This is a genomic window from Roseateles sp. GW821-FHT09H10, from assembly GCF_059415865.1.
In genome coordinates, this window is the sequence record NZ_JBWKOB010000001.1 from 43,642 (window position 1) to 63,831 (window position 20,190).

Sequence of the window (20,190 nt, forward strand, 5' to 3'; positions counted from 1 at the left end):
GAATCAGGGAAGCATATGACGGAGCCCATGCGAGTCCAGTTGTTCCGAAGGCTTGCCTCCAATCGCTGTCCCGTATGTGGCGGTGCCGTGCAGACCGAGGGCGCGCCGGACGCGGCCCGGTGCCGCGACTGCGGCGTCGAGCTCAGCATCAACATGAAGCCCTGGTTCCGCTGGGGCGGTCTGCTGGCCTTCTCGTTCTGGCTGTTCTTCATGGGCTTGTTCATCCACCCGTGGCTGCCCGCACTGGGCATTGCTGGGGGGCTCATCGCCATCCTGGGCGCTGTCATGGATCGGTCGAGCAAGTGGCGGGTTCGCTGATCTGGCTCGCCTCGTCCACGCTGGCCGCCGTCATCAGCGATACCAGCCGCCAGCCCATGGCCGAGTAGAGGGCGCGGCCGTCCTCGGTGGCGACGAGCAGGCCGGTGTCGGCGCCGGCCGCCCGCGCGGCGATGCTCAGGCATGACATGGCCTGCCGGCCCAGGCCGCGACGGCGATGGGCCGCCTCGGTGACGACCTGATCGAAGATGGCATGCCGGCCGGCCAGGCCGGCGCGGGCCCGGGCCGCGAGGTCGCCGTTGGCGGCGCGCACATGGCATTCGATGCTGGCGCCGTCCTCCACCCAGTCCAGCGCATAGCCGGCCGCCAGTGCGGACGGGGCCGGCGCATCGAGCGGCGTGCTCATCAGGTACTCGGTGGCATGCACCGTCCACGGCGGCGGCAGGGCCAGCGCGGCGGGATCGGCGAGCACCTTGAGCCACACGCCGGGCCGCGCCTCGCGTTCGGCCCAGGCGCGCAGGCGCGGCAGTTCCCAGGCCGGCAGCAGGTGGCGCTCGCGGTGGCCCGGCAGGCCCACGACAACGCGCCAGGCGCCGTCTTCCAGGGCTTGCGGGGCGGCCGTGCCGCGTGATCGGGCCCAGCCGTGGCCCCAGGCGGCCAGAAGGGCCGCGTCATCCGTGCAATCGAAGTCCATGTGGCAGCCTAGGCCAGCCGGACGACAGGACGTGGCAGCAGACCTCCCGCCGGGAGATTGATGTCATGCCGACAGTTCCAGCACGCGCGAGGGCAGCCCCAGGGCGGCGCAATGGGCTTCGTAGTCGGCGATGCGGCTGGCCGTGTCGATGTGCAGGCTGACCTGGCCGGCGGGGTCCACGTAGTCGACGTCGCCGCGCACGACGACATGCAGCAGCAGGGCCTCGTCGCCGATGGCTTCCCACCAGTCGACATTGCCCTCGGGCTCGAAGACATAGTCGCCGGCGGCGATGACGCGGCCGTCGTTGAGGCGGCGGCTGCCCTGCAGGTTCAGCGCATGCACCTCGCCATGGTGGCGGTGCCAGCCCAGGCGGGTGCCGGGGCTCAGCAGCATCAGCTCCACCCAGCCGCCGCCGTCGGGCAGGAATTGCAGGGGCAGGGACCACTTGCCTGCGCCCTCGGGCATCCAGTCGGCCAGGCCGGCGCGGCGCAGGGCCGAGGTGACGAAGGGGCTGAGATGGGGCTGGAGTTGGAGCATGGTGAAGAGTCCGTGTGGCCGAGGCCTTAGAGTGCGCCAGGTGTTGGCTCCACAAAAGGGCCAAGTCGAAGAGAAGCTATGGATCCAAGCCTGGAACTCGATCTGCAACTCGGCGGCCGCGGTTCGCGCCTGGCCAGCCTGCACGCGGCCCTGCGCGAGGCCATCGCCAATGGCCGGCTCGCGCCGGGCCTGCGTCTGCCGGCTTCGCGCGAGCTGGCGGCGCAGGTGGGCGTGTCGCGCAACACGGCCGTGGCAGCCTATGAGCTGCTGGCCTCGGAGGGCTGGCTGGAGTCGCGCGGCGCGGCGGGCAGCTTCGTGGCCGAACTGCCCAAGGCGGCGGTGGCCGTGTCGGATCGCGCCAGCGTCGCGCCCTGGGCCGACAGCCGCTGGCTGCGCGGCGAGACGGGCGGCTGGCCGGCGCCTCTCACCAGCGGGCCGGCGCCGGCGTATCACTTCAAGACCGGCATGCCCGAGGTGTCGAGCTTCCCTTTCGACGTGCTGCGCCGCCTGCAGACGCGCGCCCTGCAGGCCGCCGCGCGCGAGCCGGCGCGCTACCCCGAGGCGCAGGGCCTGCTCGCGCTGCGCGAGGCCATCGCCGGCCATGTGTCGTCGTCCCGGGCCGTGGCCTGCACGGCGGCCGACGTGATCGTCACCGCCGGGGCCCAGCAGGCGCTGGACCTGATCGCCCGCGTGCTGGTCACGCCGGGCCGCACGCTGGCGGCCATCGAGAACCCGGGCTACCCGCCCATGCGGGCAGCGCTGCTGGGCGCGGGCGCGCGGCTCGCGCCGATCCCGGTGGACGCCGAAGGCCTGGTGGTGCAAGCCTTGCCGAAGGAGGCGCGCATCGTCTGCGTGACGCCCTCGCACCAGTCGCCACTGGGCATGGCCATGTCGCTGGCGCGCCGGCGCGAACTGATGAACTGGGCGGCGGATCGCCAGGCCGTCGTCATCGAGGACGACTACGACGGCGAGTTCCGCTTCACGCCGCGGCCGCTGGATGCGCTCAAGACCCTGGACCGCGACGGCCGGGTCTTCTATGTCGGGACGCTGTCCAAGATCCTGCTGCCGGCCCTGCGCCTGGGCTATGTCGTCGTGCCGGCCTGGGCGCGCGAGGCCCTGGTGGCGGCCAAGCATGCGTCAGGCTTCGGCTCGCCGGCATTGATGCAGGCGGCCGTGGCCGACTTCATCGCCGAGGGCCATCTGCTGCGCCATGTGCGCCGCATGCGCACCGAATACGCCGAGCGGCGGCGCGTGCTGGAGCAGATGCTCAGGCGCCATCTCGGCGAGCGGGCGCACATCTATCCGGCCATCGCCGGCCTGCACCTGGCCGTGGGGTTGCCGGGCGTCGACACGGACGAACTGACGCGCCGCGCCTGGGCCGCCGGCGTGGGCGTCGAGCCGCTGAGCCGCTACTGGATGGGCGAGGGGGGCGGCATGCCTGGCCTGGTGCTGGGCTACGGCAGCATCACGGCGGCACGCATTCCGGAGGCGGTCAAGCGGCTGGCCCAGGTGCTTGGCACCCTCTGAATCGCCAAACTTGGCTCTGTGAAGGAGCCATGGGCTTTCCTAAGCTGGCGCCTGCCATCCCAGGAGACCTCCATGCCCCACTTCATGTGCCGCACCTGCGGGACCGAACACGAGGACAGCGCGCAGCCGCCGATGCTGTGCCGCATCTGCAATGACGAGCGCCAGTACGTGGGCTGGCAGGGCCAGGCCTGGACCACGCATGAGGAGCTGGCCGGCACCCACCGCAACCGGCTGGAGATGGACCACGCGCTGTTCGGTGTGGGCGTCACGCCCGGCTTTGCCATCCCGCAGCGGGCCCTGCACCTGCCCGAGGCCGGCGTGCTGTGGGAGACCACCGCTCTCGTCACGCCCGAGGCCGTGGCCGAGCTGAAGCGCCGTGGCGGCGTGGAGCGCATCGCCATCTCGCATCCGCATTTCTATTCGGCCATGGTGCGCTGGAGCGATGCGCTCGGCGGCGTGCCCATCTTCGTGCACGAGAACGACCGCGACTGGGTGGCGCGCTGCTCGCGCTGGGTGGAGTTCTGGCGCGGCGACACCCTGGCCCTGGGGCGCGGCGCGACGCTGCTGCGCTGCCCCGGCCATTTCCCCGGCAGCACGGTGCTGCACTGGCAGGGCGCCGGGCGCTCGCTGCTGCTGGCGGGCGACTCCCTGCATGTGGCCCAGGACCGGCGCCATGTGAGCTTCATGTACAGCGTGCCCAACCATGTGCCGGCGCGGCCGTCGTTCATTCGCGAGACGCAGGCGCGGCTGCGCGGCGTGCCCTTCGACGACGTCTACGGCTTCACCTGGGGCCTGAACATCATCGGCGGCGGACGGGCCGCCGTGGACGCGTCCTTCGAGCGCTATTTCGAGATGGTCGCGGCCTGAGCGGGGTCCAGGGCCCGGCCCAGGGCCTGGCCGACGGCGGTGGCCACCTCGGCCTGCACGGCCAGGCGGTCGGTGCCCGGGCGGTCGAAGGACTCCGACCAGACGACATAGCCGTCGGCCGCATTGACGAGGCGGGCGCTGACGCGCAGCGTGTCGCCCGAGCGGCGCACGCTGCCCTCCAGCACATGGTGCACGCCAAGATCGCGGGCCAGCTGCGCCATCGCCACTTCCTTGCCCTTGTAGAACATCACGCGCGACAGCGCCGGCACCTGCCAGCCGGGGCGGCGGCTGAGGGTGTCGATGATCTGCTCGGTCATGCCGTCGGCGAACGGCTCCTGGTCCATCGCGTCGGTGAGGTCGGAAAAGGGCAGCACCGCCACGGCACGGGTGCCTGGCGCGGGCGCGCGGGGCAGCCACCACGCGAGGCCAGCCGCGACGGCGGCCAGGCCCAGGCCGGCGCCGATCAGGCCGCGTCGCGACCGCTGGGATGGTGGTTGCGGCGGCGCAGGCGCAACTTCATCCGCTTGCGGCAACGCGACGAGGCGATAGCCCTGGCGCGGCACGGTGGCGATGTAGCGCGCCTCCTTGGCATCGTCGCCCAGGGCCCGGCGCAGGCCGGCGATGGCCTGGTAGACCGAGTCGGGGCTGACGACGACGCCGGTCCAGACCTCGTCCAGCAGTTCATCGATGCTGACGACCTCGCCCGGGTGGTGCGCCAGGTGCAGCAGCAGCTGGAAGGCGCGCGCGTCCAGGCGCAGGGCTTCACCGCCTTGCAGGGGCGTCAGCAGGCCGCGCGCGGGGTCGACGCGCCAGTCCAGCAGGCGAAACGGGGCGGCGGTGAGGGCGGGTCTGTCCATGCCGGGCGCATTTTCAGCATGAAATCAGAGCCATTCAGAAGATTTCAGAGCGGATTCAGGCCGTTCAGGGCGGGGATCACTACAACGGGCCACCTGTTTTCAACCCGAGCAAGGATCCCCGATGACCTCTCTTCGCCACCCGCTGCTGGCCGCCCTGTTGGCGTTCGCTGCCACCCCCGCGGCCGCCGCGCCGGCCAGCTATGCCATCGTCAGCAAGCTGTCGCGCGTGAGTTTCAGCCTGGAGCACCAGGGCTTCATCAGCCTGGTCGGCAGCGTGCGCATGAAGCCGGGCAGCTTCGTCTTCGACGCCGAGGACTGGTCGCGCTCCTCGGTCGCCGTGTCCCTGCCGGTGGCCTCCATCGACCTGGGCGACGCGACGTGGAACAACCAGGTGCGCGGCGACTCGGCCTGGGCCAAGCTCTTCAAGGGCGCCAGCAGCATCGACTTCCGCAGCACGCGCCTGGAGCGCGGGGAGGGCGCCCAGGGCCGGCTGCATGGCGAGCTGACCCTGGCCGGCGTGACCCGGCCGGTGGTGCTGCAGCTGCGCTTCAACAAGCTCGCGCCCAACCAGATCAGCAAGAAGATGTCGGTCGGCTTCTCGGCCACCACCACCGTCAAGCGCTCGGACTTCGGCCTGGATGCCTACCTCGACCTGGTCAGCGACGACCTGGCCATCCAGATCCAGATCGAGGGGGTGCAGGGGGAGGATGGGGATGCGGGCAATGTGATCGACGCGCTGGGCGTTTCAAAAAAAGCCTTAGGTGTTGGGTGCTTTTGCCAAGACCTTCAGGAGCTCGCTGCAGTGAGCCGGGAGTCCGCCCCGGCAGGGCGGGTAGCTTTTAGCGAAGCCTGCGGCTTTCTCTGACGCGCCAGAGAAAAGTCACCAAAAGAGGAGCGCCAATGCAATCCGCACTCGAGCGGAATCAGGCGCTCGCTTTGCTCGAAGCGGGCCGCACCCCGATGCGAGCCGCTGCGCTCTCGCCTACCTGTGCCGAGCACCATCCATCGCCTCTTCAAGCCGCTTAACGCCGGCTGCACGCCGGGCTCATCAAGGAGTACCGAACAGCCGCGTCGCCCGGGCGACGCTGACTTGGGCTGTTTGCTCGTGAGCACGGCGTGCAGCCGCGCGTTAACAGGTGCGATGCGGCGATGAGCGTCGCCGGTGACAAGTCAGACGCGAGAGCGCAGCGGCTCGCATCGACCCGACATGACGGTGAATGTTTTCGCGCGCCGTTGATGGCGGCGTGATGCTCGAGTGCGGTTCAGGGCCTCTTCTTTGGTGACTTTCTTCTGGCCCCGCAGAAGAAAGTTACCCGGCCGCCGGGACGGACTCCCGGCAATGCCACGATGAGGCGCCTTCTACGCAAAGGCGAACCAGCGCCTCAAGCCGCCTGCTCGACGTGAGCATGCCTCGTGTACAGGAAGTCGATGACCTCCTTGCGCGCATGCACATAGCGCGGGTCCTCGGCCAGCTCGACGCGCACGCGCGGACGCGGGATGCCCACCTGCAGGATCTCACCGATGGTGGCGGCCGGCCCATTCGTCATCATCACGATGCGATCGCTCAGCAGCACGGCCTCGTCCACGTCATGCGTGACCATGATGACGGTGCTCTGCGTGCGGGCGACGATCTTCAGCAGCTCGTCCTGCAGCTTGGCGCGCGTCAGCGCGTCCAGGGCGCCGAAAGGCTCGTCCATCAGCAGCACCTTGGGCTCCATGGCGAGAGCCCGGGCGATGCCGACGCGCTGCTTCATGCCGCCGGAGATCTCGTGCGGGCGCTTGTGCAGCGCATGGCTCATGCCGACCAGCTCCAGCGCGGCGCGGGCCCGCACCTTGAGCTTGGCCGAGGCCTCCTTGCCGCCGAACACCGACTCGACGGCCAGCAGCACGTTGTCCAGGCAGGACAGCCAGGGCAGCAGCGAATGGTTCTGGAACACGACGGCGCGCTCGGGGCCGGGGGCGGCGATCTCGCGGCCATCGCAGATCAGCGCTCCCTCGGTGGGCTGCAGCAGCCCGGCGATGAGATTGAGCAGTGTGGACTTGCCGCAGCCGGAGTGGCCGATCAGCGTGATGAATTCGCCGCGCTGCACGTCGAGCTGGATGTCGCGCAGCGCATGGAAGCGGCCCTTGCGGGTGCTGAACGACATCTCGACGTTCTGGACCTGGATGAAAGGCTTGGTCATGGTTCAGTCCCCTTCGAAGGTGAAGCGCTTGGCAAGGGAGATCAGCGCCCATTCGAGCAGCAGCCCGACGGTGCCGATGACGAAGATGGCGATCAGGATGTGGGCGACGTTGAGGTTGTTCCACTCGTCCCAGACCCAGAAGCCGATGCCGACGCCGCCGGTCAGCATCTCGGCCGCGACAATGACCAGCCAGGCCGTGCCCACCGACAGGCGCACGCCGGTCAGCACATAGGGCAGCACCGCGGGCAGCAGGATGCGGGTGATGACCTTCCACTCGCTCAGCTTGAGCACGCGGGCCACGTTGAGGTAGTCGGTCGGCACGCGCTGCACGCCCACCGCCGTGTTCACCACCATGGGCCAGATCGAGCAGATGAAGATGGTCCAGATGGCGGCCGGGTTGGCGCTCTTGAAGACCAGCAGGCCGATGGGCAGCCAGGCCAGCGGCGACACCGGCTTCAGCAGCGCGATCAGCGGCGACACCATGCGGTTGGCGAACTCGAAGCGGCCGATGAGGAAGCCCAGCGGAATGCCGACGACGGCGGCCAGGCCGAAGCCCATGCCGACGCGGCCCAGGGAGTTCAGGATGTTCCAGCCGATGCCCTGGTCGTTGGGGCCGTTGCGGTAGAAGGGGTCGGCGAACAGCTTGACGGCGGCGTCGAAGGTGGCGGCCGGCGTCGGGAAGCTGCCGCCCTTCATCGTGGCCAGGCCCCACAGGCCGATCAGCAGCGCGATGCTGATGACGGGCGGCAGCACGCGCAGCGCGACGGCGCGCCAGTCGATGGGATCACGCTTGGGTTTCATCTTGGCTTGGGGCACCTCGGTGGCGGCCGCGGGGCGGCTGACGGCGACGGGGGCGGCGGCGGGCGAGGCGGCAACACTGGCCTCGCCGGGGGAGTGGAAGACGGCGGAGACCATGGCTTAGACCTTTACCTTGAAGCTGTCGGCGTACTTGGCGGGGTCCTTGCCGTCCCACACCACGCCGTCGAGGAACTTGGAGCTGCGCATCGGGTCCTTGGGCACGCTGATCTTCAGCGCGCTGGCGGCCTCGGTGTAGAGCTTGGTCTGGTTGATGGCCTTGGCCACGCCGAGGTAGTCGGGGTGGTCCTTCAGCAGGCCCCAGCGCTTGTGCTGGGTCAGGAACCACATGCCGTCGGACAGATAGGGATAGGTGGCCGCACCGTCGTCGAAGAACTTCATGTGGCGCGGGTCGTCCCAGGTCTTGCCCAGGCCGTTCTGGTAGCGGCCCAGGATGCGCTGGTTGATGGCGTCCACGCTGGTGTTGACGTAGGCCTTGTCGGCAATCGTCTCGGCCATCTTGTTCTTGTTCATCAGGCCGGCGTCGATCCAGCGGCTCGCCTCGAGCACGGCCATGATGACGGCGCGCGCGGTGTTGGGGTACTTCTTGACGAAGTCGCCGGTCGTGCCCAGCACCTTCTCGGGATGCTCGGGCCAGATGTCCTGGGTGGTGGTGGCGGTGATGCCGATGCCGTCGATGATGGCGCGGTGGCCCCAGGGCTCGCCGACGCAATAGCCGTCCATGTTGCCGACGCGCATATTGGCCACCATCTGCGGCGGCGGCACGGTGATGACCTTGCTGTCCTTCATCGGATGCACGCCGTGCGCCGCCAGCCAGTAGTACAGCCACATCGCGTGGGTGCCGGTCGGGAAGGTCTGGGCGAAGGTGTACTCGCGCTTGTCCTTGGCCATGACCTTGGCCAGCGATGCGCCATCCACCGCGCCGGCCTCGGCCAGTTTCTTGGACAGGGTGATGGCCTGGCCGTTGCGGTTCAGCGTCATCAAGAGGGCCATGTCCTTCTTGGGGCCGGACACGCCGAGGTGCACGCCGTAGAGCAGGCCGTAGAGCACATGGGCCATGTCGAGCTCGCCGTTGACGAGCTTGTCGCGCACGCCGGCCCAGGAGGCTTCCTTGGTCGGGATGATCTTGATGCCGTACTTCTTGTCGAAGCCCAGCACGGAGGCCATGACCACCGAGGCGCAGTCGGTCAGCGGAATGAAGCCGATGCGCACCTCCTCCTTCTCGGGCTTGTCCGAGCCCTGGGCCCACGCCCCGCCCGCCAGGGCCGCGAAGGGAAGGGCGGCCGCCGCAGCAAGCACACTGCGGCGTTGCGGGTGGGGCGTGGTCGTCGAGTTGTCGCTGGCGGTCATCACGGGCTCCTGAGTCATGCAGGGCGCAACGGCGTCGCAGCCACGCTCCGCCTGCGCCGCACTTCAGCAGCGAAGACGCAATAGGAGAGGTCGGACGCCGTTGTCCCGAAGTGCCGGCCGATTCATCAGCCGGCCGGCCCGAGAGGCCTGCGCCATTGCAGGCCTCGATCCGGTTAACGCAGGTTGCGTGCCAGCTTTCCAACGGGCCCGCGAGGGCAGCTTTGCACGCGCTTGGCGCATGGCAAGCGTTGTCGCGGGCCGTTTGCGCCGCGGCGGTGCGTGGAGGTGCAACGCGTGTTGGTGCGTGATGCCCCTGCCGTGGGCGCGGTGCATTTCTAGGAGCGCCCGCAATTGCCGCCGCCGGTGGCGGCCGTTTCAATGCGTCCGGTCTGAATACCAATACAGGGAGTGCCCAATGAGGCTGGACAACTACAGCGTTGCGGCGTTCGAAGCCCTCGAACCGCTGCACGGCGACGCTGACGCGCCCTCCCAGGGCGCGCCCGGCGAGGCACCGCCGCCGGAGCCGGTGGCCGCCGAGCAGGCGCCCAGCCAGCTGCTGCGCGAGATGGCTCAGCAGCCGCCAGTCTTTGTGCGGCTGCCCGAGCCGGGACCTCGGCGCCTGCTGCCGCGCCTGGACGACGGGGATCGCCTCGCGCCGCGGGAACGCGAGCCGCAACAGCGCTTCGAGTCCGGCGGCGGCGAGGGTGGCACGTTGCCTCAGCAGGCGGCGCCCGCAGCGACCGTCGAGGTGGCGGCACCCGCGCCGGTTCAGCCAGCGGCGGCCCCGGTGCCCACGCCGGCGGCACCGCCGGTGGCGGCCGCGCCCGCGCCCGCGCCCGAACCTGCACCTGCACCCATCCTGGCCGACGCGGCCACCGTGGCCCTGCCCCAGGGGCCGGCGGTCAGCGCCGCCTGGCTGAACCAGCGCGAAGCCGCGTTGAAGGCCGTCCGGGCCGATTTCGAGGCATCGCGTGAGGCTGCGCGCGCGGCGCCGCCGGCCGATGTCGCCCAGGCTGCCGGCACCGGCTGGGTGCCGGCGCCGACCGATGGCGACGGCAATCCCGTCAATGGCGCCGTCTTCGTGCCCGACGCCGCAGCCGCGGCCGCGGCGCCCGAGTTTGTGCCGGCCTGGATGCTGCGCGAAGGGGGCACGCCCGCGCCGCAGGGCCAGTGGCTGAGCTTCGACGACGGCGCCTACGAGCAGATCCATCGCGAGCGCCTGGCGGCGCGGCCTGAGGCTTCCGCGCCGCTGGTCAGGCTGGCCAATCTCTATGGTCAGCCCGCGCAGACCCTGCTCGGCGCCCACCCCGAGCTGTGGACACTGGCGACGCAGGACCATGCCCTCAACGCCGGTCCGCCACCCAAGCCCGGCGTGGCCATGGGGGACGCCGCCAGCCTGGGCCAGCTCGACCTCTATCTGGCCGACCCCTTGGTCACCCAGCTGCGCACCCAGCTCGGCGGCAGCGTGGCGGCGCCGAACAACGCCCTCGCGCTGGAGCAGCAGCGGCTGCACGGTACCGAGCGCTATGCCCAACTGACCCAGTTCAGCCAGGCCCTGACGGCGGTGCGCCAGACCCATGCCGCCGCCATGCAGGCCGCCAAGGACAGCGGTGGCATTGGCTGGATAGCCGTGCCGATGCAGTTCGGCACCGACCCCGAGACGGGCTCGCCCACCGGCGTCTACGCCACCGTCGGCGACGGCGAGATCCAGCGCGACGCCAACGGCGTGCCGGTGCTGGCCACGCAGCGCGTCTTCGACGAAGCCCTGTTCACCAATGCCTGGCTGGCCCAGGATGGTCTGGCCCAGCAGGCCTTCGCGCGCTTCTATGGCGGGGCCCACAGCCAGATCGTGCTGCGCCCGGACACCACCCAGAACGCCGGGCAGCCGACCTGGGTCAGCCGGCCCAGCCTGGACAACCCCCGCGTCGGCCTCGGCGACGGCGGCGTCCAGGAACTCGAACTGGTGGCGCTGGACCTCAACAACCCGCGCAGGCTCAACAACGACGCGGCGGTCAGCTTCGACCCCGAGCTGGGTTGGGCCACGCCGAGCGCCAACATCTACCAGCACCGCAATTTCTTCGACAAGGCCATGCCCATCGTGATGGTGGCCTTCGTCAGCTGGATGACCGCGGGGGCGGCCAGTGCGGCGAACTTTGGCTACATCGGCTCGGCCGCGGCGGCCGGTGCTGCGGCATCTTTCACCAGCGGCGCCATCAACGGCAACCTGAGCCTCAAGGGCGTGCTCATCGGTGCCGTCACCGGCGCGTTGACGGCCGGCCTGACGCCGGAGCTGACCGGCGCGCTGCAGAACGCCGGCATGGGCGCCGCCGCCGGTGTCGCCGCACGCATGACGGTGCAGGGGGGCATCCAGGTCCTGCTGGGCGGCAAGTTCAAGGATGGCGCCATCGCCGGCTTCGCCAGCGGCCTGGCCGAGCTGACCGGGAACAACATCAAGACCAGCATCGACGAGGCCGTGAAGGCCGGCACGATGACAGCGGCAGAGGCCTTCGCTGCCCGCTCCTTCAACACCGTGCTGGGCAGCGCCATCCGCGCGGCCGGCTCGCCGGGCGATCCGGCACAGGCCTTCGCTCAAGACTGGCTGGGTTCGCTGATGCAGAACAACCTGCAGGCGCCGCCGCGCTCCGCGCCTGCGCCGGCCACGGGTGATGGCGATGGCGATGGCGTGCAGACCTTCCCGGTGCCGGCGCCGGGGCCTGTCGAGGTGACGCCGCTGCCGGCGGTGCCCGCGCCTGCTCCGGTGGTTGACGACCCTGAAGACGTCGAGCAGCCCGCAGGCCCGCCCGGCATCGAAGACAGTCCGCCGCCCAGCAACGGCACGCCCAGGCAGTTCCAATACACACCCAAGGACGGCCGTGGCTTCGGCGCCAGTCTCGTCGCCGACGGGCCTGGCGACCTGAGCGTCAGCCTCGACGCGAACGCAGCCATCGTGCGCAATGCCGAGGGGCATTACTTCTATGCGTCCTCGGCCTCGACCGCACAACTGCCTGCCGGCTGGCAGGTCGTGGCCGGGCCCGGTCAGACCCTGATGGTGGGCGCCGCGGGCAGCGTCGTGTTGCCCGCCAGCATGAGCGGCTCCGAGCTCATGCTGGCCAGCGTGCTGGCCCAGCCCGCCCTGGGCATGCCTCAGGAGTGGCCGGTCAGCGCCACGGGCGAATTCAACCCGCCGGCCTGGCTGAGCGCCAGCGTGCGCGGCGGCGTCTACGGGCTGATCCTGTCGCCGATTGAAACCGGGGGCGGAACGCAGATCAGCGATATCTCGCCCAACGTCCGCCTGGTGCGCCCCGGCAGTGACGTGCTGGAGGGCAATCTGGAACTGCGTGCCTCCGATTCCCAAGGCCGGGAGCAATGGTTCAGGGTCACCAGCGCCGCCTTCACCGAGGTGCAGGCCAGGGCCATGCAGGACAGGCTGGAGTCACTGCTGCGCCGCGATGCCCTGACGCCGGAGCAGATCGCGGAACTGGGCAAGCCGCTGATCTATGTGCCGGCGCCGCGCAACCCGAATGAGGGGCAATTGCCTCAGCCGCCGCTGGATCCCAACGACACCCAGTTGCCGCTGCCGGGCTATGGCAGTACGGACCCTTTGCCGCCCTTCCAGGTCCCCGGCCTCCCCGGCCATGCGCCGCATTGGTCGGACTTCATCTTCACCAAGGACGGTGATCGAGTCTATGTGCCGTCGAGGACCGAACCGACCGGGCAGATGGGTGGGGAAGCGACTGGTCCCTTGACGGCAAACCTGCCGAATGCGGGTTCAGACAACAAGCGAGATATCGAGGCGGAGAACCGGGCACTAGCGGCCATGGCCAACGCGGGTTACCGGACGGAACGAAATCCGACGCTGACGCAGGAGGAGCGCGATGCCCAAGGGCTTTCCGACGACAAGAATCCGGATGCGCGCATCGAAGGCAAGGTTTTTGATGTGAAGGCCAGCAGATCAGCGGCAGCGGCTCAAAGCGCCATCGAGGACTCGGTTGCCAAGGGACAGGCACGGCGTTTTGTCATCAGCACGGAAAACTTCCAGAATCCCGAAGCCGATGCCCGAGATCTAGCGGCGCGCCTGCGAGCGGCTCCGGCGGAGGGGCTGTTGGAAGTCAAGGTGATCGTGGATGGCGTTGTCAGAAACATCTATCCGTGAATGGCCATCTGAAAACTGGAGTCTGCAATGTCGATGAGTATTGATGTCAGCTTGAAGGAAGCGATTTCAGCTGAAGAGATCTACAAGATCCTGGATGGCTCCGTGAAATGGCAGAGCAAGAAGGTGGAGCCTGTCCGCATGTTTGGACGCATCGAGGGGGCGGGGATCGCCATCACCTTCCCTCGTGGCAAGCGTCAGGAGTTGTGCGATGAGTTGTACGGCGTCACCCCTCTCGTCTCGATCGGGTTCCAGCCGGACAAGTTCGTGCCCTACGAGGTGTCGCACGGCGGGGTGTTCGACAGCGTCGTGGCACTGGTCAAGGCGACCCAGGGAGACGTGGTGGTCGCGGAAGGCGACTTCGCGTTCTTGCGCCGCGTCAACGGCCAAGTCACGCTGTTCAACGAAGGAGGGCTGTTCGACCCCGAGGTGCAGCCTCAATGGCGCCCGAAGTTCGACTTCCCGCATGACTTCAAGGACAGGTTTGAGCGCTGACGGTGGTGGATTCGGTGGACGCGCCGCAACTGCTGGCGAGACGGACAAGCACGACCAGTTCCAGTACTGGTTGGCTTATATGGACGAAGCGCTGGAAGCCTTCCTCGACTCATTGCCCGAGCAGTGCAAGAGGAAGCTCGATGGTTCGGCCGCGTCGCTGGTGCACCTGGAGCAGATGCTGCTGGAGAAATACCCTTCCTTGAGCGAGGCAAGGCAGTCCTCCGAGAAGGCTTTTCTTGACGGTGCCGCTCGGTACTACGGCGAAATTCTTCGCAAGGGCACGAACAGCAAGTGGGAGCTGCAACTCGACGACAAGGACTCCGTCTTCTACGGAATTCCTGTCCTGAATGGTGGGCGGATCGAGGCAGTTCCCATCTGTCCGCTGACAAACATCACTGCTCTGCTCAGCAGGAGGACCGGTGATTTTCTCAAGAGCGCCTATGCGCGCCTGGTCGCGCAGCCCAGTGCTGCATCCGGATGAGCGACGAATCTCGCAGGGATGGCTTTCAGCTCTGGCTGATGGACATGGACGATGCAATCAACCGCTTTGTGCGGTCGGCGCCGGAGGCGGTGCGCCCAGGCCTTGACCTGAGCGCTGCGTCTCTCGATGCCCTTGAAGCGCTGGTGCTTTCCAGATTCAAGACTCCGGCCGACACAAAGCCAGCCCAGGAAGCGGCGTTCCTCGACGGGGCTGCCCGCTATTTCGGTGAGGTGCTCCGCAATGGCACTGGAAGCAACTGGACCATCCGAGTCGATGAGCCTGCGTATGTCTTCCATGGGCTGCCGATTCTCAAAGGCGGCAAGCTTGGAGACATGCCTTGCTGCCCCCTCACCACCGTCACGGCGGCGACGGACCGACGAACCGGCCGCTACTTCTCGATGATCTTTGGAAACATGACTCGATAGGGTTATCGGGCGCGATGCCGCTTGGCGTCGGGGGAGCTGCAATGTCACAGCTGGGTCTGGCGCAGGTCGCGCTGCAGGCTCTGGTCGCGCTCAAAGCGGGCCAGCGCCAACCGAGAGCCGTGCGCAACGCTGGCGTCCAAGCCGATATCGAATGGCAGGTCTCTACCGAGAAGGCTGCCACTGAAATCGCAAAAACTCTCAGAGACAACGATCCGCGTCGTGTGGGCTCCCAAGAAAGGACCGTGATGGACGCCAAAGATCGAAGCCCTGTCCTGTTGGCGCGCTGCTTGCGAGGTGTGCCGGTTACGTTTGACCAGTTCGCCGAGCGCTGCCGCGCCTACATCACCGATTTGATAGCGCTGCATCCAGGCTTTGCAGGGCTGCACTTCGTCAACGCGGCCGCGAGGTCCGAGCCATGCTGGAGGGGGCCGGCAAATTGAAGCTGTATCCGGACTGAGCCACAACGGCCAGATCACGCTGTTCAACGAAGGGGGCTGGTTCGAGCGCTGAGGGTGGCGGCATCGCACTTGTTGGTGCGCCATGCCCCAGTTCGAGGCCTGGTTTGGGCCTCAGCGCGCCCTCAGCAGCTGATCTGCATCAATCAGGCGCGTCGCGACGGCCGCCAGGGTCTGGCCGCCGTCCATGGCGAGCTGGCGCAGGCGCTGGAAGGCGGCGTCCTCGTCCAGCCCCTGCTCGCGCATCAGGATGCCGCGGGCGCGCTCGACGAGCTTGCGCTCGGCCAGCTGGGTCTGGGTCTGGCGCAGGTCGCGCTGCAGGCTCTGGTCGTGCTCGAAGCGGGCCAGGGCCAGCTGCAGCAGGGCGCCCAGGCGCTGCGGCGGCAGGCCGGCCAGCTGCAGGGTGCTGATGCCGGCGTCCAGCGCGGCGCGCATCTGCTCGGCCGTCATCTGCTCGGCGAACAGCAGCACCGGGCGGGGCTGCTGCTGCAGGGATTGGCCCAGCTGGGCCAGCAGGGCGGGCGTGGGCTGCTCGCAGTCGATCAGCAGCAGTTCGGGCGCCAGGCGCTGCAGGGCGGCGGGCAGGGCGTCGGGCTGGGCGACGAGGTCGATGACGTCGACGAGCTGGCAGCGCAGCCGGATGAGTTCCAGGCGGATGACGGGGCTGCGGCGCTGGCCGGCGTCGGCCAGCAGCACGCGCAGGCCCGGAAGAGCAAACAGGGGCGTGTTCATGCCCCAGGGCAGTGCAAGTCCCGTGCCGCGCTATTTGGGGGCGGTGAATCCGGCCGCGCGGTAGGCCGCCTCGATGGTGGCCTTGCCGACGCGTGCCTCCATCTCCTTGTGCACCGGCATCAGGGCCTTCTTCCACTCATTGATCTCGGCCGGTGTGGGCGTGTGCAGGCTGGTGCGGCTGCTGGCCTTGATGCCCTGCAGGGCCGCGTCGTTCTCGGCGCTGGCGATGGCGTTGGCATAGGCCGTCGCCTCCTTCAGGGCCGCCTCCAGCTGGCCGCGGAGGTCGCCGGGCAGGCCGTCCCAGAAGCGCTTGTTGACGATGACCGCATAGGCCAGGTGGCCGTGGTTGGACAGCGTCATGTGCTTCTGCACCTCGTGGATGCGCTGCGTGTAGAGGTTGCTGGGCGCGTTCTCGGCGCCGTCGACGAGGCCGCTGCGCAACGCCTGGTAGAGCTCGCTGAAGGCCATCACCTGGGGCACGGCGCCCAGGGCCCGCATCTGGGCGTCCAGCACCTTGCTGGACTGGATGCGCATCTTCAGCCCCTTGAAGTCCGCCACCTGGCGCAGTGGCCGGTTGGCCGTCATGATCTGGAAGCCGTTGTCCCAGTAGGCCAGGCCGCGGATGCCCTTGGGCTCGAGCTTGCGGAACAGCTCGGCGCCGAGCGGCCCCTCCGTGATGGCGCGGAAGGCCTCGGTGTCCTTGAACAGGAAGGGCAGGTCGAAGACCTCGAACTCCTTCACGCCCAGCGGCCCGAACTTGGCCAGGGACGGGGCCAGCATCTGCACCGAGCCCAGCTGCAGGGCCTCCATCTCCTCCTTGTCCTTGTAGAGCTGGCTGTTGGGGTAGACCTCGATGCGCACCCGCCCGCCCGTGCGCGCCTCGGCCAGCTCCTTGAAGCGCTGGGCGGCCTTGCCCTTGGGCGTGTCGGGCGCGACGACATGGCTGAACTTGATGACGAGAGGCGCCTGGGCGATGGCGGCCCACGGCAGGGCCAGTGCGGCGGCCAGCAGGAGACGGCGGGCGGTGGTCATGGCCGCATCTTCGCGCCCCAGGGCGGTGCCCACCATGTGGAGTTCCACAGGGCGCCGGCCCTAGACTTGGCCATGCCCAAGCTCCCTGCCGCAGCCGCCGCCTTGCTGGTGGCCCTGGCCGTCCTGTCGCCGGGGGCCGCCCCGGCCCAGGGCGCCCCCGAACTCGAGGCGCAGCTCGCCCGCATCCGCGCCCTGCAGCAGCAGCGCCCCGGCGACGGCCTGCTGGTCTACTACGAGGCGATGACGCAGGTACGCGCGGGCGACGCCGCAGGCGCCGTCATCACGCTGCGGCGCCTGCTGGGCCGCGGTCTCGGGCTGGTGCCCATGGCCGACATGGGTTTTGACGCGCTGGACGCCGAGCCGGGTTTCCAGGAGCTGCGCGACCAGCTGCTGGCGCAGACGCCGCGCACGGCCGACGCGCCCGTGGTGCTGCGCTTGCCGGCCGGCGCCGCGCGCCTGATTCCCGAGGGCATCGCCTACGACCCGCTGCGCCAGCGCTACTACCTGGGCAGCATCGCCGAGCGGCGCGTGCTGGCCGTGGACAGTCGCGGCCGCCTGCGGTCCCTGTCGACGCCGGCCGACGGCCTGGATGCGGTGCTCGGCCTGGCCGTCGACGCGGCCCGCGACCGGCTCTGCGCCGTCAGCACCAACGGCTTCGAGGACAGCGCCCGGCAGCAGCGCCGCAACGCGGTGGTCTGCTGGTCGCTGGCCACCCGCCGGCGCATCCTGCGCGCCACCGTGCCCGAGGCGCTGCAGCTCAACGACCTCGCCGTTGCGCGCGACGGCAGCCTGCTCGTCACCGACTCCCTGGCCGGCAGCCTCTGGCGCGTCGGCCTCGACGGCAAGTCGCAGCGCTTCGGCGCCGACGGGGCCTTCCGCGGCGCCAACGGCATTGCGCTGGCGCCCGACGGCAGCGCCGCCTATGTGGCCGTCAACACCGGCATCGTGCGCGCCAGCCTGCCCGACGGCGCCATCGCGCGCCTGCCGCAGCCGGACGACGTGGTCAGCGGCGGCATCGACGGCCTCTACTGGTTCAGCGGCAGCCTGGTGGGCGTGCAGAACGCCGTCAACCCGGGCCGGGTGCTGCGCCTCGAGTTGGCCGACGGCGGCACGCGCATCGCCGCGGCCACGGTGCTGCAGTCGCACCACCACGCCGAGTTCGCGCTGCCGACGACCGGCGTCGTCGTCGCCGGGGCCCTGCATGTGCTGGCCAACTCGCATGTCGCCCACTGGCTGCCGGCCGGCCGCGTCGACGAGGGCCGCACGCCGCCGCCACGCCCGGCCGTCATCGTGGCCGTGCCGCTGCGGGGCTGACGGCCGCTTGTGGAAGTCCACAGCGCCGACGCCTCCGCGCCTCCCTAGACTCAGGCCATGAAGCCGCATGAGCTGCCTTCCCGAAGCCTGTGGCTGGCGCCGCTGCTGCTGTCCCTCATCTTCGTGGGCGGCGTGCTGGCCTGGGTGCGGGGCAATGCCATCGAGGAGCAGGAGTCGCAGCGCCAGACGCTGATCTCCGATGCGCTGAGCACCGAGGCCCAGCTGCATGGCCGCATCGACGAGGAGCAGGCCCATCTGCACAAGCTCGCCGAGGGTCTGGCCGGACGGCCGCCCAGCCAGGCCCTGCTGGCGGCCCACCCCGAGGTCAACGCCGGGCTGCGGCGGCTGTGGCTGTCCGTCACCTGGCTGGACGGCCACAACCGCGTGCTGGCCGAGGTGCCGGACCAGTCCGCCGCCAACCGCTACGAGGACGGCCTGTCCCTGCACCTGACGGCGCGCGTGGCGCCCGACGGCGTGCTGGTCGTGCGCTATGCGCCGGCCCTGCTGCTCAAGCGCGGCGTGCCCTGGTGGCTGGCGCGCAAATACGACCTGCAGCTGGTCGACAGCGCCGACCAGGTCATCGCTTCCAGCACCGAGTCGCCGCTGCGTGCCGCCCAGGGCCCGCGGCCCAGCTACCGCGTCGCGCTGACCGGCCCGCTGCGGGCCAGCCCGCTGACCGAAGCCACCTTGGCCGATGCCGCCCTGGAGCTGACGCTGCGCGAACCGGTGACCGACGGCCTGCGCCCCCTGGCCTGGGTGCTGGTGGCCGGCTTCCTGCCGCTGATCACCGTCGCGACCTGGCTGATCCGCCGCCAGATGCGCCAGGTGCAGCGCGCCGAGGTGGCCGGCCGCACCGAGGCCGCCTGGCGGCGTGCGATGGAGGACTCGGCCCTGGTCGCCCTGCGCGCCCGCGACTTCGACGGCCGCCTGCTCTATGTGAACCGCACCTTCTGCGACATGGTCGGCCTGGCCCAGGACCAGCTCGTCGGCCTGCTGCCGCCCATGCCCTACTGGCCGCCGGACGCGTTGGACGAGATGACCGAGCGCACGCGGCGCAGCCTGGCCGGCCAGGCGCCGCGCGAGGGCTTCGAGGCGCGCTGGCGGCACAGCAGCGGCCGCATGGTGGACGTGATGGTGTTCGAGTCGCCGCTGGTGGACGCGGGGGGCCGCCAGATCGGCTGGATGGGCAGCATCCTCGACATCACCGAGCGCAAGCGGCTGGAGGAGCGCGAGCGCCGCGAGGTCGAGACCCTGGCCCACAACGCGCGGCTGACCATGCTGGGCGAGGTGGCGTCCACGCTGGCCCACGAACTCAACCAGCCGCTGACGGCCATCGCCAGCTACAACGCCGGCATCAGCAACTCCCTGGCCAAGCTCGGCGTGCAGGACGAGCTCGTGCTCGGCGCCCTGCAGCGCCTGGGCCAGCAGGCCGAGCATGCCGGCCGCATCGTCGCGCGCATCCGCGAGTTCCTGACCCGGCGCGAGCCCCGCCACGAGCCCTGCGACCTCAACGAGGTCATCGGCGCCGCCGTCGACCTGCTGCGCCGCGACGCCCAGCGCCGCGACATCGCGCTGGAGCTCAGCCTGGCGCCCGGCGTGCCGCCGGTGCTGGCCGATGCGGTGCTGATCGAGCAGGTCGTCATCAACCTGGTGCGCAATGCGGCCGACGCGCTGCTGGCCCGCGAGGCCGGCCGGCGCATCGCCGTCAGCAGCCGCGTCGTCGGCGACTTCGTGCGCGTGGACGTGCGCGACAACGGCCCCGGCCTGCAGGGCCGGCGCGTCGAGCAGCTGTGCGCGCCCTTCTATTCCACCAAGGCCGAGGGCATGGGCATGGGCCTGGCCATCTGCCGCTCCATCGTCGAGGCCCACCAGGGCGTGCTCGATGCCAGCGATGCGAGCACCGGCGGCGCATCGTTCTCCTTCAGCCTGCCCCTCACTCGGGAGACCGTCCATGGCTGATATGGAGCCCCTCGTCCCAGGAGTATCTTGGCCGGTCCCC

General features: G+C 69.6%; 19 protein-coding genes. 10 read left to right on the forward strand and 9 right to left on the reverse strand.

The window, feature by feature from the left end:
- Positions 1 to 87: 87 nt before the first annotated feature.
- Positions 88 to 318 carry a hypothetical protein gene (locus AC07OY_RS00200; RefSeq protein WP_495040505.1) on the forward strand — a complete coding sequence of 77 codons (231 nt, stop codon included), beginning with the start codon at positions 88 to 90 and terminating at the stop codon, positions 316 to 318.
- Here AC07OY_RS00200 and AC07OY_RS00205 read toward each other — a convergent pair.
- Together AC07OY_RS00205 and AC07OY_RS00210 are read right to left on the reverse strand one after the other, a co-directional pair.
- The gene (locus AC07OY_RS00205) at positions 284 to 970 is read right to left on the reverse strand and encodes a GNAT family N-acetyltransferase (RefSeq protein WP_495040506.1); all 687 of its coding nucleotides are present in this window, start codon (positions 968 to 970) and stop codon (positions 284 to 286) included. The genes AC07OY_RS00200 and AC07OY_RS00205 overlap by 35 nt on opposite strands.
- Positions 971 to 1,033: 63 nt before the next feature.
- Positions 1,034 to 1,507, reverse strand: a complete 474-nt coding sequence (locus tag AC07OY_RS00210) for a cupin domain-containing protein (protein ID WP_495040507.1) — start codon at positions 1,505 to 1,507, stop codon at positions 1,034 to 1,036.
- A gap of 78 nt (positions 1,508 to 1,585) precedes the next feature.
- Between AC07OY_RS00210 and pdxR the strand changes: the two genes are divergently transcribed.
- Positions 1,586 to 3,034 carry a MocR-like pyridoxine biosynthesis transcription factor PdxR gene (gene pdxR / locus AC07OY_RS00215; RefSeq protein WP_495040508.1) on the forward strand — a complete coding sequence of 483 codons (1,449 nt, stop codon included), beginning with the start codon at positions 1,586 to 1,588 and terminating at the stop codon, positions 3,032 to 3,034.
- A 72-nt stretch (positions 3,035 to 3,106) separates the two neighbouring features.
- Complete coding sequence (locus tag AC07OY_RS00220) at positions 3,107 to 3,901, forward strand: MBL fold metallo-hydrolase (RefSeq protein ID WP_495040509.1); 795 nt, start codon at positions 3,107 to 3,109, stop codon at positions 3,899 to 3,901.
- Here AC07OY_RS00220 and AC07OY_RS00225 read toward each other — a convergent pair.
- The gene (locus AC07OY_RS00225) at positions 3,877 to 4,758 is read right to left on the reverse strand and encodes a winged helix-turn-helix domain-containing protein (protein WP_495040510.1); all 882 of its coding nucleotides are present in this window, start codon (positions 4,756 to 4,758) and stop codon (positions 3,877 to 3,879) included. The genes AC07OY_RS00220 and AC07OY_RS00225 overlap by 25 nt on opposite strands.
- A gap of 121 nt (positions 4,759 to 4,879) precedes the next feature.
- Here AC07OY_RS00225 and AC07OY_RS00230 point away from each other — a divergent pair, with 121 nt between their 5' ends.
- Positions 4,880 to 5,623 carry a YceI family protein gene (locus tag AC07OY_RS00230; protein ID WP_495040511.1) on the forward strand — a complete coding sequence of 248 codons (744 nt, stop codon included), beginning with the start codon at positions 4,880 to 4,882 and terminating at the stop codon, positions 5,621 to 5,623.
- A gap of 517 nt (positions 5,624 to 6,140) precedes the next feature.
- On the opposite strand, the gene AC07OY_RS00235 is transcribed toward AC07OY_RS00230, so the two are convergent.
- The 3 genes from AC07OY_RS00235 to AC07OY_RS00245 are packed head-to-tail and all read right to left on the reverse strand — an operon-like array spanning position 6,141 to position 9,107.
- Complete coding sequence (locus AC07OY_RS00235) at positions 6,141 to 6,941, reverse strand: ABC transporter ATP-binding protein (RefSeq protein WP_495040512.1); 801 nt, start codon at positions 6,939 to 6,941, stop codon at positions 6,141 to 6,143.
- Positions 6,942 to 6,944: 3 nt separating this feature from the next.
- Positions 6,945 to 7,856 (reverse strand): nitrate ABC transporter permease, encoded by a 912-nt coding sequence (gene ntrB, locus AC07OY_RS00240; RefSeq protein ID WP_495040513.1) that lies wholly within the window; start codon positions 7,854 to 7,856, stop codon positions 6,945 to 6,947.
- Positions 7,857 to 7,859: 3 nt separating this feature from the next.
- Positions 7,860 to 9,107 carry a CmpA/NrtA family ABC transporter substrate-binding protein gene (locus tag AC07OY_RS00245; protein ID WP_495040514.1) on the reverse strand — a complete coding sequence of 416 codons (1,248 nt, stop codon included), beginning with the start codon at positions 9,105 to 9,107 and terminating at the stop codon, positions 7,860 to 7,862.
- A 415-nt stretch (positions 9,108 to 9,522) separates the two neighbouring features.
- Between AC07OY_RS00245 and AC07OY_RS00250 the strand changes: the two genes are divergently transcribed.
- The 4 genes from AC07OY_RS00250 to AC07OY_RS00265 are packed head-to-tail and all read left to right on the forward strand — an operon-like array spanning position 9,523 to position 14,658.
- Positions 9,523 to 13,260: a CdiA C-terminal domain-containing protein gene (locus AC07OY_RS00250; protein WP_495040515.1), complete on the forward strand. Its 3,738-nt coding sequence runs from the start codon at positions 9,523 to 9,525 to the stop codon at positions 13,258 to 13,260.
- A gap of 27 nt (positions 13,261 to 13,287) precedes the next feature.
- Positions 13,288 to 13,752: a SitI3 family protein gene (locus AC07OY_RS00255; protein WP_495040516.1), complete on the forward strand. Its 465-nt coding sequence runs from the start codon at positions 13,288 to 13,290 to the stop codon at positions 13,750 to 13,752.
- Positions 13,742 to 14,233 carry a hypothetical protein gene (locus AC07OY_RS00260; RefSeq protein WP_495040517.1) on the forward strand — a complete coding sequence of 164 codons (492 nt, stop codon included), beginning with the start codon at positions 13,742 to 13,744 and terminating at the stop codon, positions 14,231 to 14,233. Before AC07OY_RS00255 ends, AC07OY_RS00260 begins: the two co-directional genes overlap by 11 nt.
- Positions 14,230 to 14,658: a hypothetical protein gene (locus AC07OY_RS00265; protein ID WP_495040518.1), complete on the forward strand. Its 429-nt coding sequence runs from the start codon at positions 14,230 to 14,232 to the stop codon at positions 14,656 to 14,658. Before AC07OY_RS00260 ends, AC07OY_RS00265 begins: the two co-directional genes overlap by 4 nt.
- 44 nt (positions 14,659 to 14,702) lie before the next feature.
- On the opposite strand, the gene AC07OY_RS00270 is transcribed toward AC07OY_RS00265, so the two are convergent.
- The 3 genes from AC07OY_RS00270 to AC07OY_RS00280 form a co-directional block, all read right to left on the reverse strand.
- Complete coding sequence (locus AC07OY_RS00270) at positions 14,703 to 15,023, reverse strand: hypothetical protein (protein ID WP_495040519.1); 321 nt, start codon at positions 15,021 to 15,023, stop codon at positions 14,703 to 14,705.
- 204 nt (positions 15,024 to 15,227) lie between these two features.
- On the reverse strand, positions 15,228 to 15,845 hold the full coding sequence (locus AC07OY_RS00275; RefSeq protein WP_495040520.1) for an ANTAR domain-containing response regulator: 618 nt from the start codon (positions 15,843 to 15,845) through the stop codon (positions 15,228 to 15,230).
- Between the two features lie 30 nt (positions 15,846 to 15,875).
- A complete protein-coding gene (locus tag AC07OY_RS00280; RefSeq protein WP_495040521.1) occupies positions 15,876 to 16,877 on the reverse strand; it encodes a TRAP transporter substrate-binding protein in 1,002 nt (333 codons plus the stop codon).
- Between the two features lie 72 nt (positions 16,878 to 16,949).
- Between AC07OY_RS00280 and AC07OY_RS00285 the strand changes: the two genes are divergently transcribed.
- Positions 16,950 to 18,191 (forward strand): SMP-30/gluconolactonase/LRE family protein, encoded by a 1,242-nt coding sequence (locus AC07OY_RS00285; protein ID WP_495040522.1) that lies wholly within the window; start codon positions 16,950 to 16,952, stop codon positions 18,189 to 18,191.
- Positions 18,192 to 18,248: 57 nt separating this feature from the next.
- Positions 18,249 to 20,150, forward strand: a complete 1,902-nt coding sequence (locus tag AC07OY_RS00290) for a sensor histidine kinase (protein WP_495040523.1) — start codon at positions 18,249 to 18,251, stop codon at positions 20,148 to 20,150.
- The last annotated feature ends 40 nt before the right edge of the window (positions 20,151 to 20,190 follow it).

Bases quoted from the DNA above. Each gene is read 5' to 3' on its own strand.
- AC07OY_RS00205 (WP_495040506.1), bottom strand. From the start codon at position 970: ATGGACTTCGATTGCACGGATGACGCGGCCCTTCTGGCCGCCTGGGGC.
- AC07OY_RS00210 (WP_495040507.1), bottom strand. From the start codon at position 1,507: ATGCTCCAACTCCAGCCCCATCTCAGCCCCTTCGTCACCTCGGCCCTG.
- pdxR (WP_495040508.1), top strand. From the start codon at position 1,586: ATGGATCCAAGCCTGGAACTCGATCTGCAACTCGGCGGCCGCGGTTCG.
- AC07OY_RS00220 (WP_495040509.1), top strand. From the start codon at position 3,107: ATGCCCCACTTCATGTGCCGCACCTGCGGGACCGAACACGAGGACAGC.
- AC07OY_RS00225 (WP_495040510.1), bottom strand. From the start codon at position 4,758: ATGGACAGACCCGCCCTCACCGCCGCCCCGTTTCGCCTGCTGGACTGG.
- AC07OY_RS00230 (WP_495040511.1), top strand. From the start codon at position 4,880: ATGACCTCTCTTCGCCACCCGCTGCTGGCCGCCCTGTTGGCGTTCGCT.
- AC07OY_RS00235 (WP_495040512.1), bottom strand. From the start codon at position 6,941: ATGACCAAGCCTTTCATCCAGGTCCAGAACGTCGAGATGTCGTTCAGC.
- ntrB (WP_495040513.1), bottom strand. From the start codon at position 7,856: ATGGTCTCCGCCGTCTTCCACTCCCCCGGCGAGGCCAGTGTTGCCGCC.
- AC07OY_RS00245 (WP_495040514.1), bottom strand. From the start codon at position 9,107: ATGACCGCCAGCGACAACTCGACGACCACGCCCCACCCGCAACGCCGC.
- AC07OY_RS00250 (WP_495040515.1), top strand. From the start codon at position 9,523: ATGAGGCTGGACAACTACAGCGTTGCGGCGTTCGAAGCCCTCGAACCG.
- AC07OY_RS00255 (WP_495040516.1), top strand. From the start codon at position 13,288: ATGTCGATGAGTATTGATGTCAGCTTGAAGGAAGCGATTTCAGCTGAA.
- AC07OY_RS00265 (WP_495040518.1), top strand. From the start codon at position 14,230: ATGAGCGACGAATCTCGCAGGGATGGCTTTCAGCTCTGGCTGATGGAC.
- AC07OY_RS00270 (WP_495040519.1), bottom strand. From the start codon at position 15,023: ATGCAGCGCTATCAAATCGGTGATGTAGGCGCGGCAGCGCTCGGCGAA.
- AC07OY_RS00275 (WP_495040520.1), bottom strand. From the start codon at position 15,845: ATGAACACGCCCCTGTTTGCTCTTCCGGGCCTGCGCGTGCTGCTGGCC.
- AC07OY_RS00280 (WP_495040521.1), bottom strand. From the start codon at position 16,877: ATGACCACCGCCCGCCGTCTCCTGCTGGCCGCCGCACTGGCCCTGCCG.
- AC07OY_RS00285 (WP_495040522.1), top strand. From the start codon at position 16,950: ATGCCCAAGCTCCCTGCCGCAGCCGCCGCCTTGCTGGTGGCCCTGGCC.
- AC07OY_RS00290 (WP_495040523.1), top strand. From the start codon at position 18,249: ATGAAGCCGCATGAGCTGCCTTCCCGAAGCCTGTGGCTGGCGCCGCTG.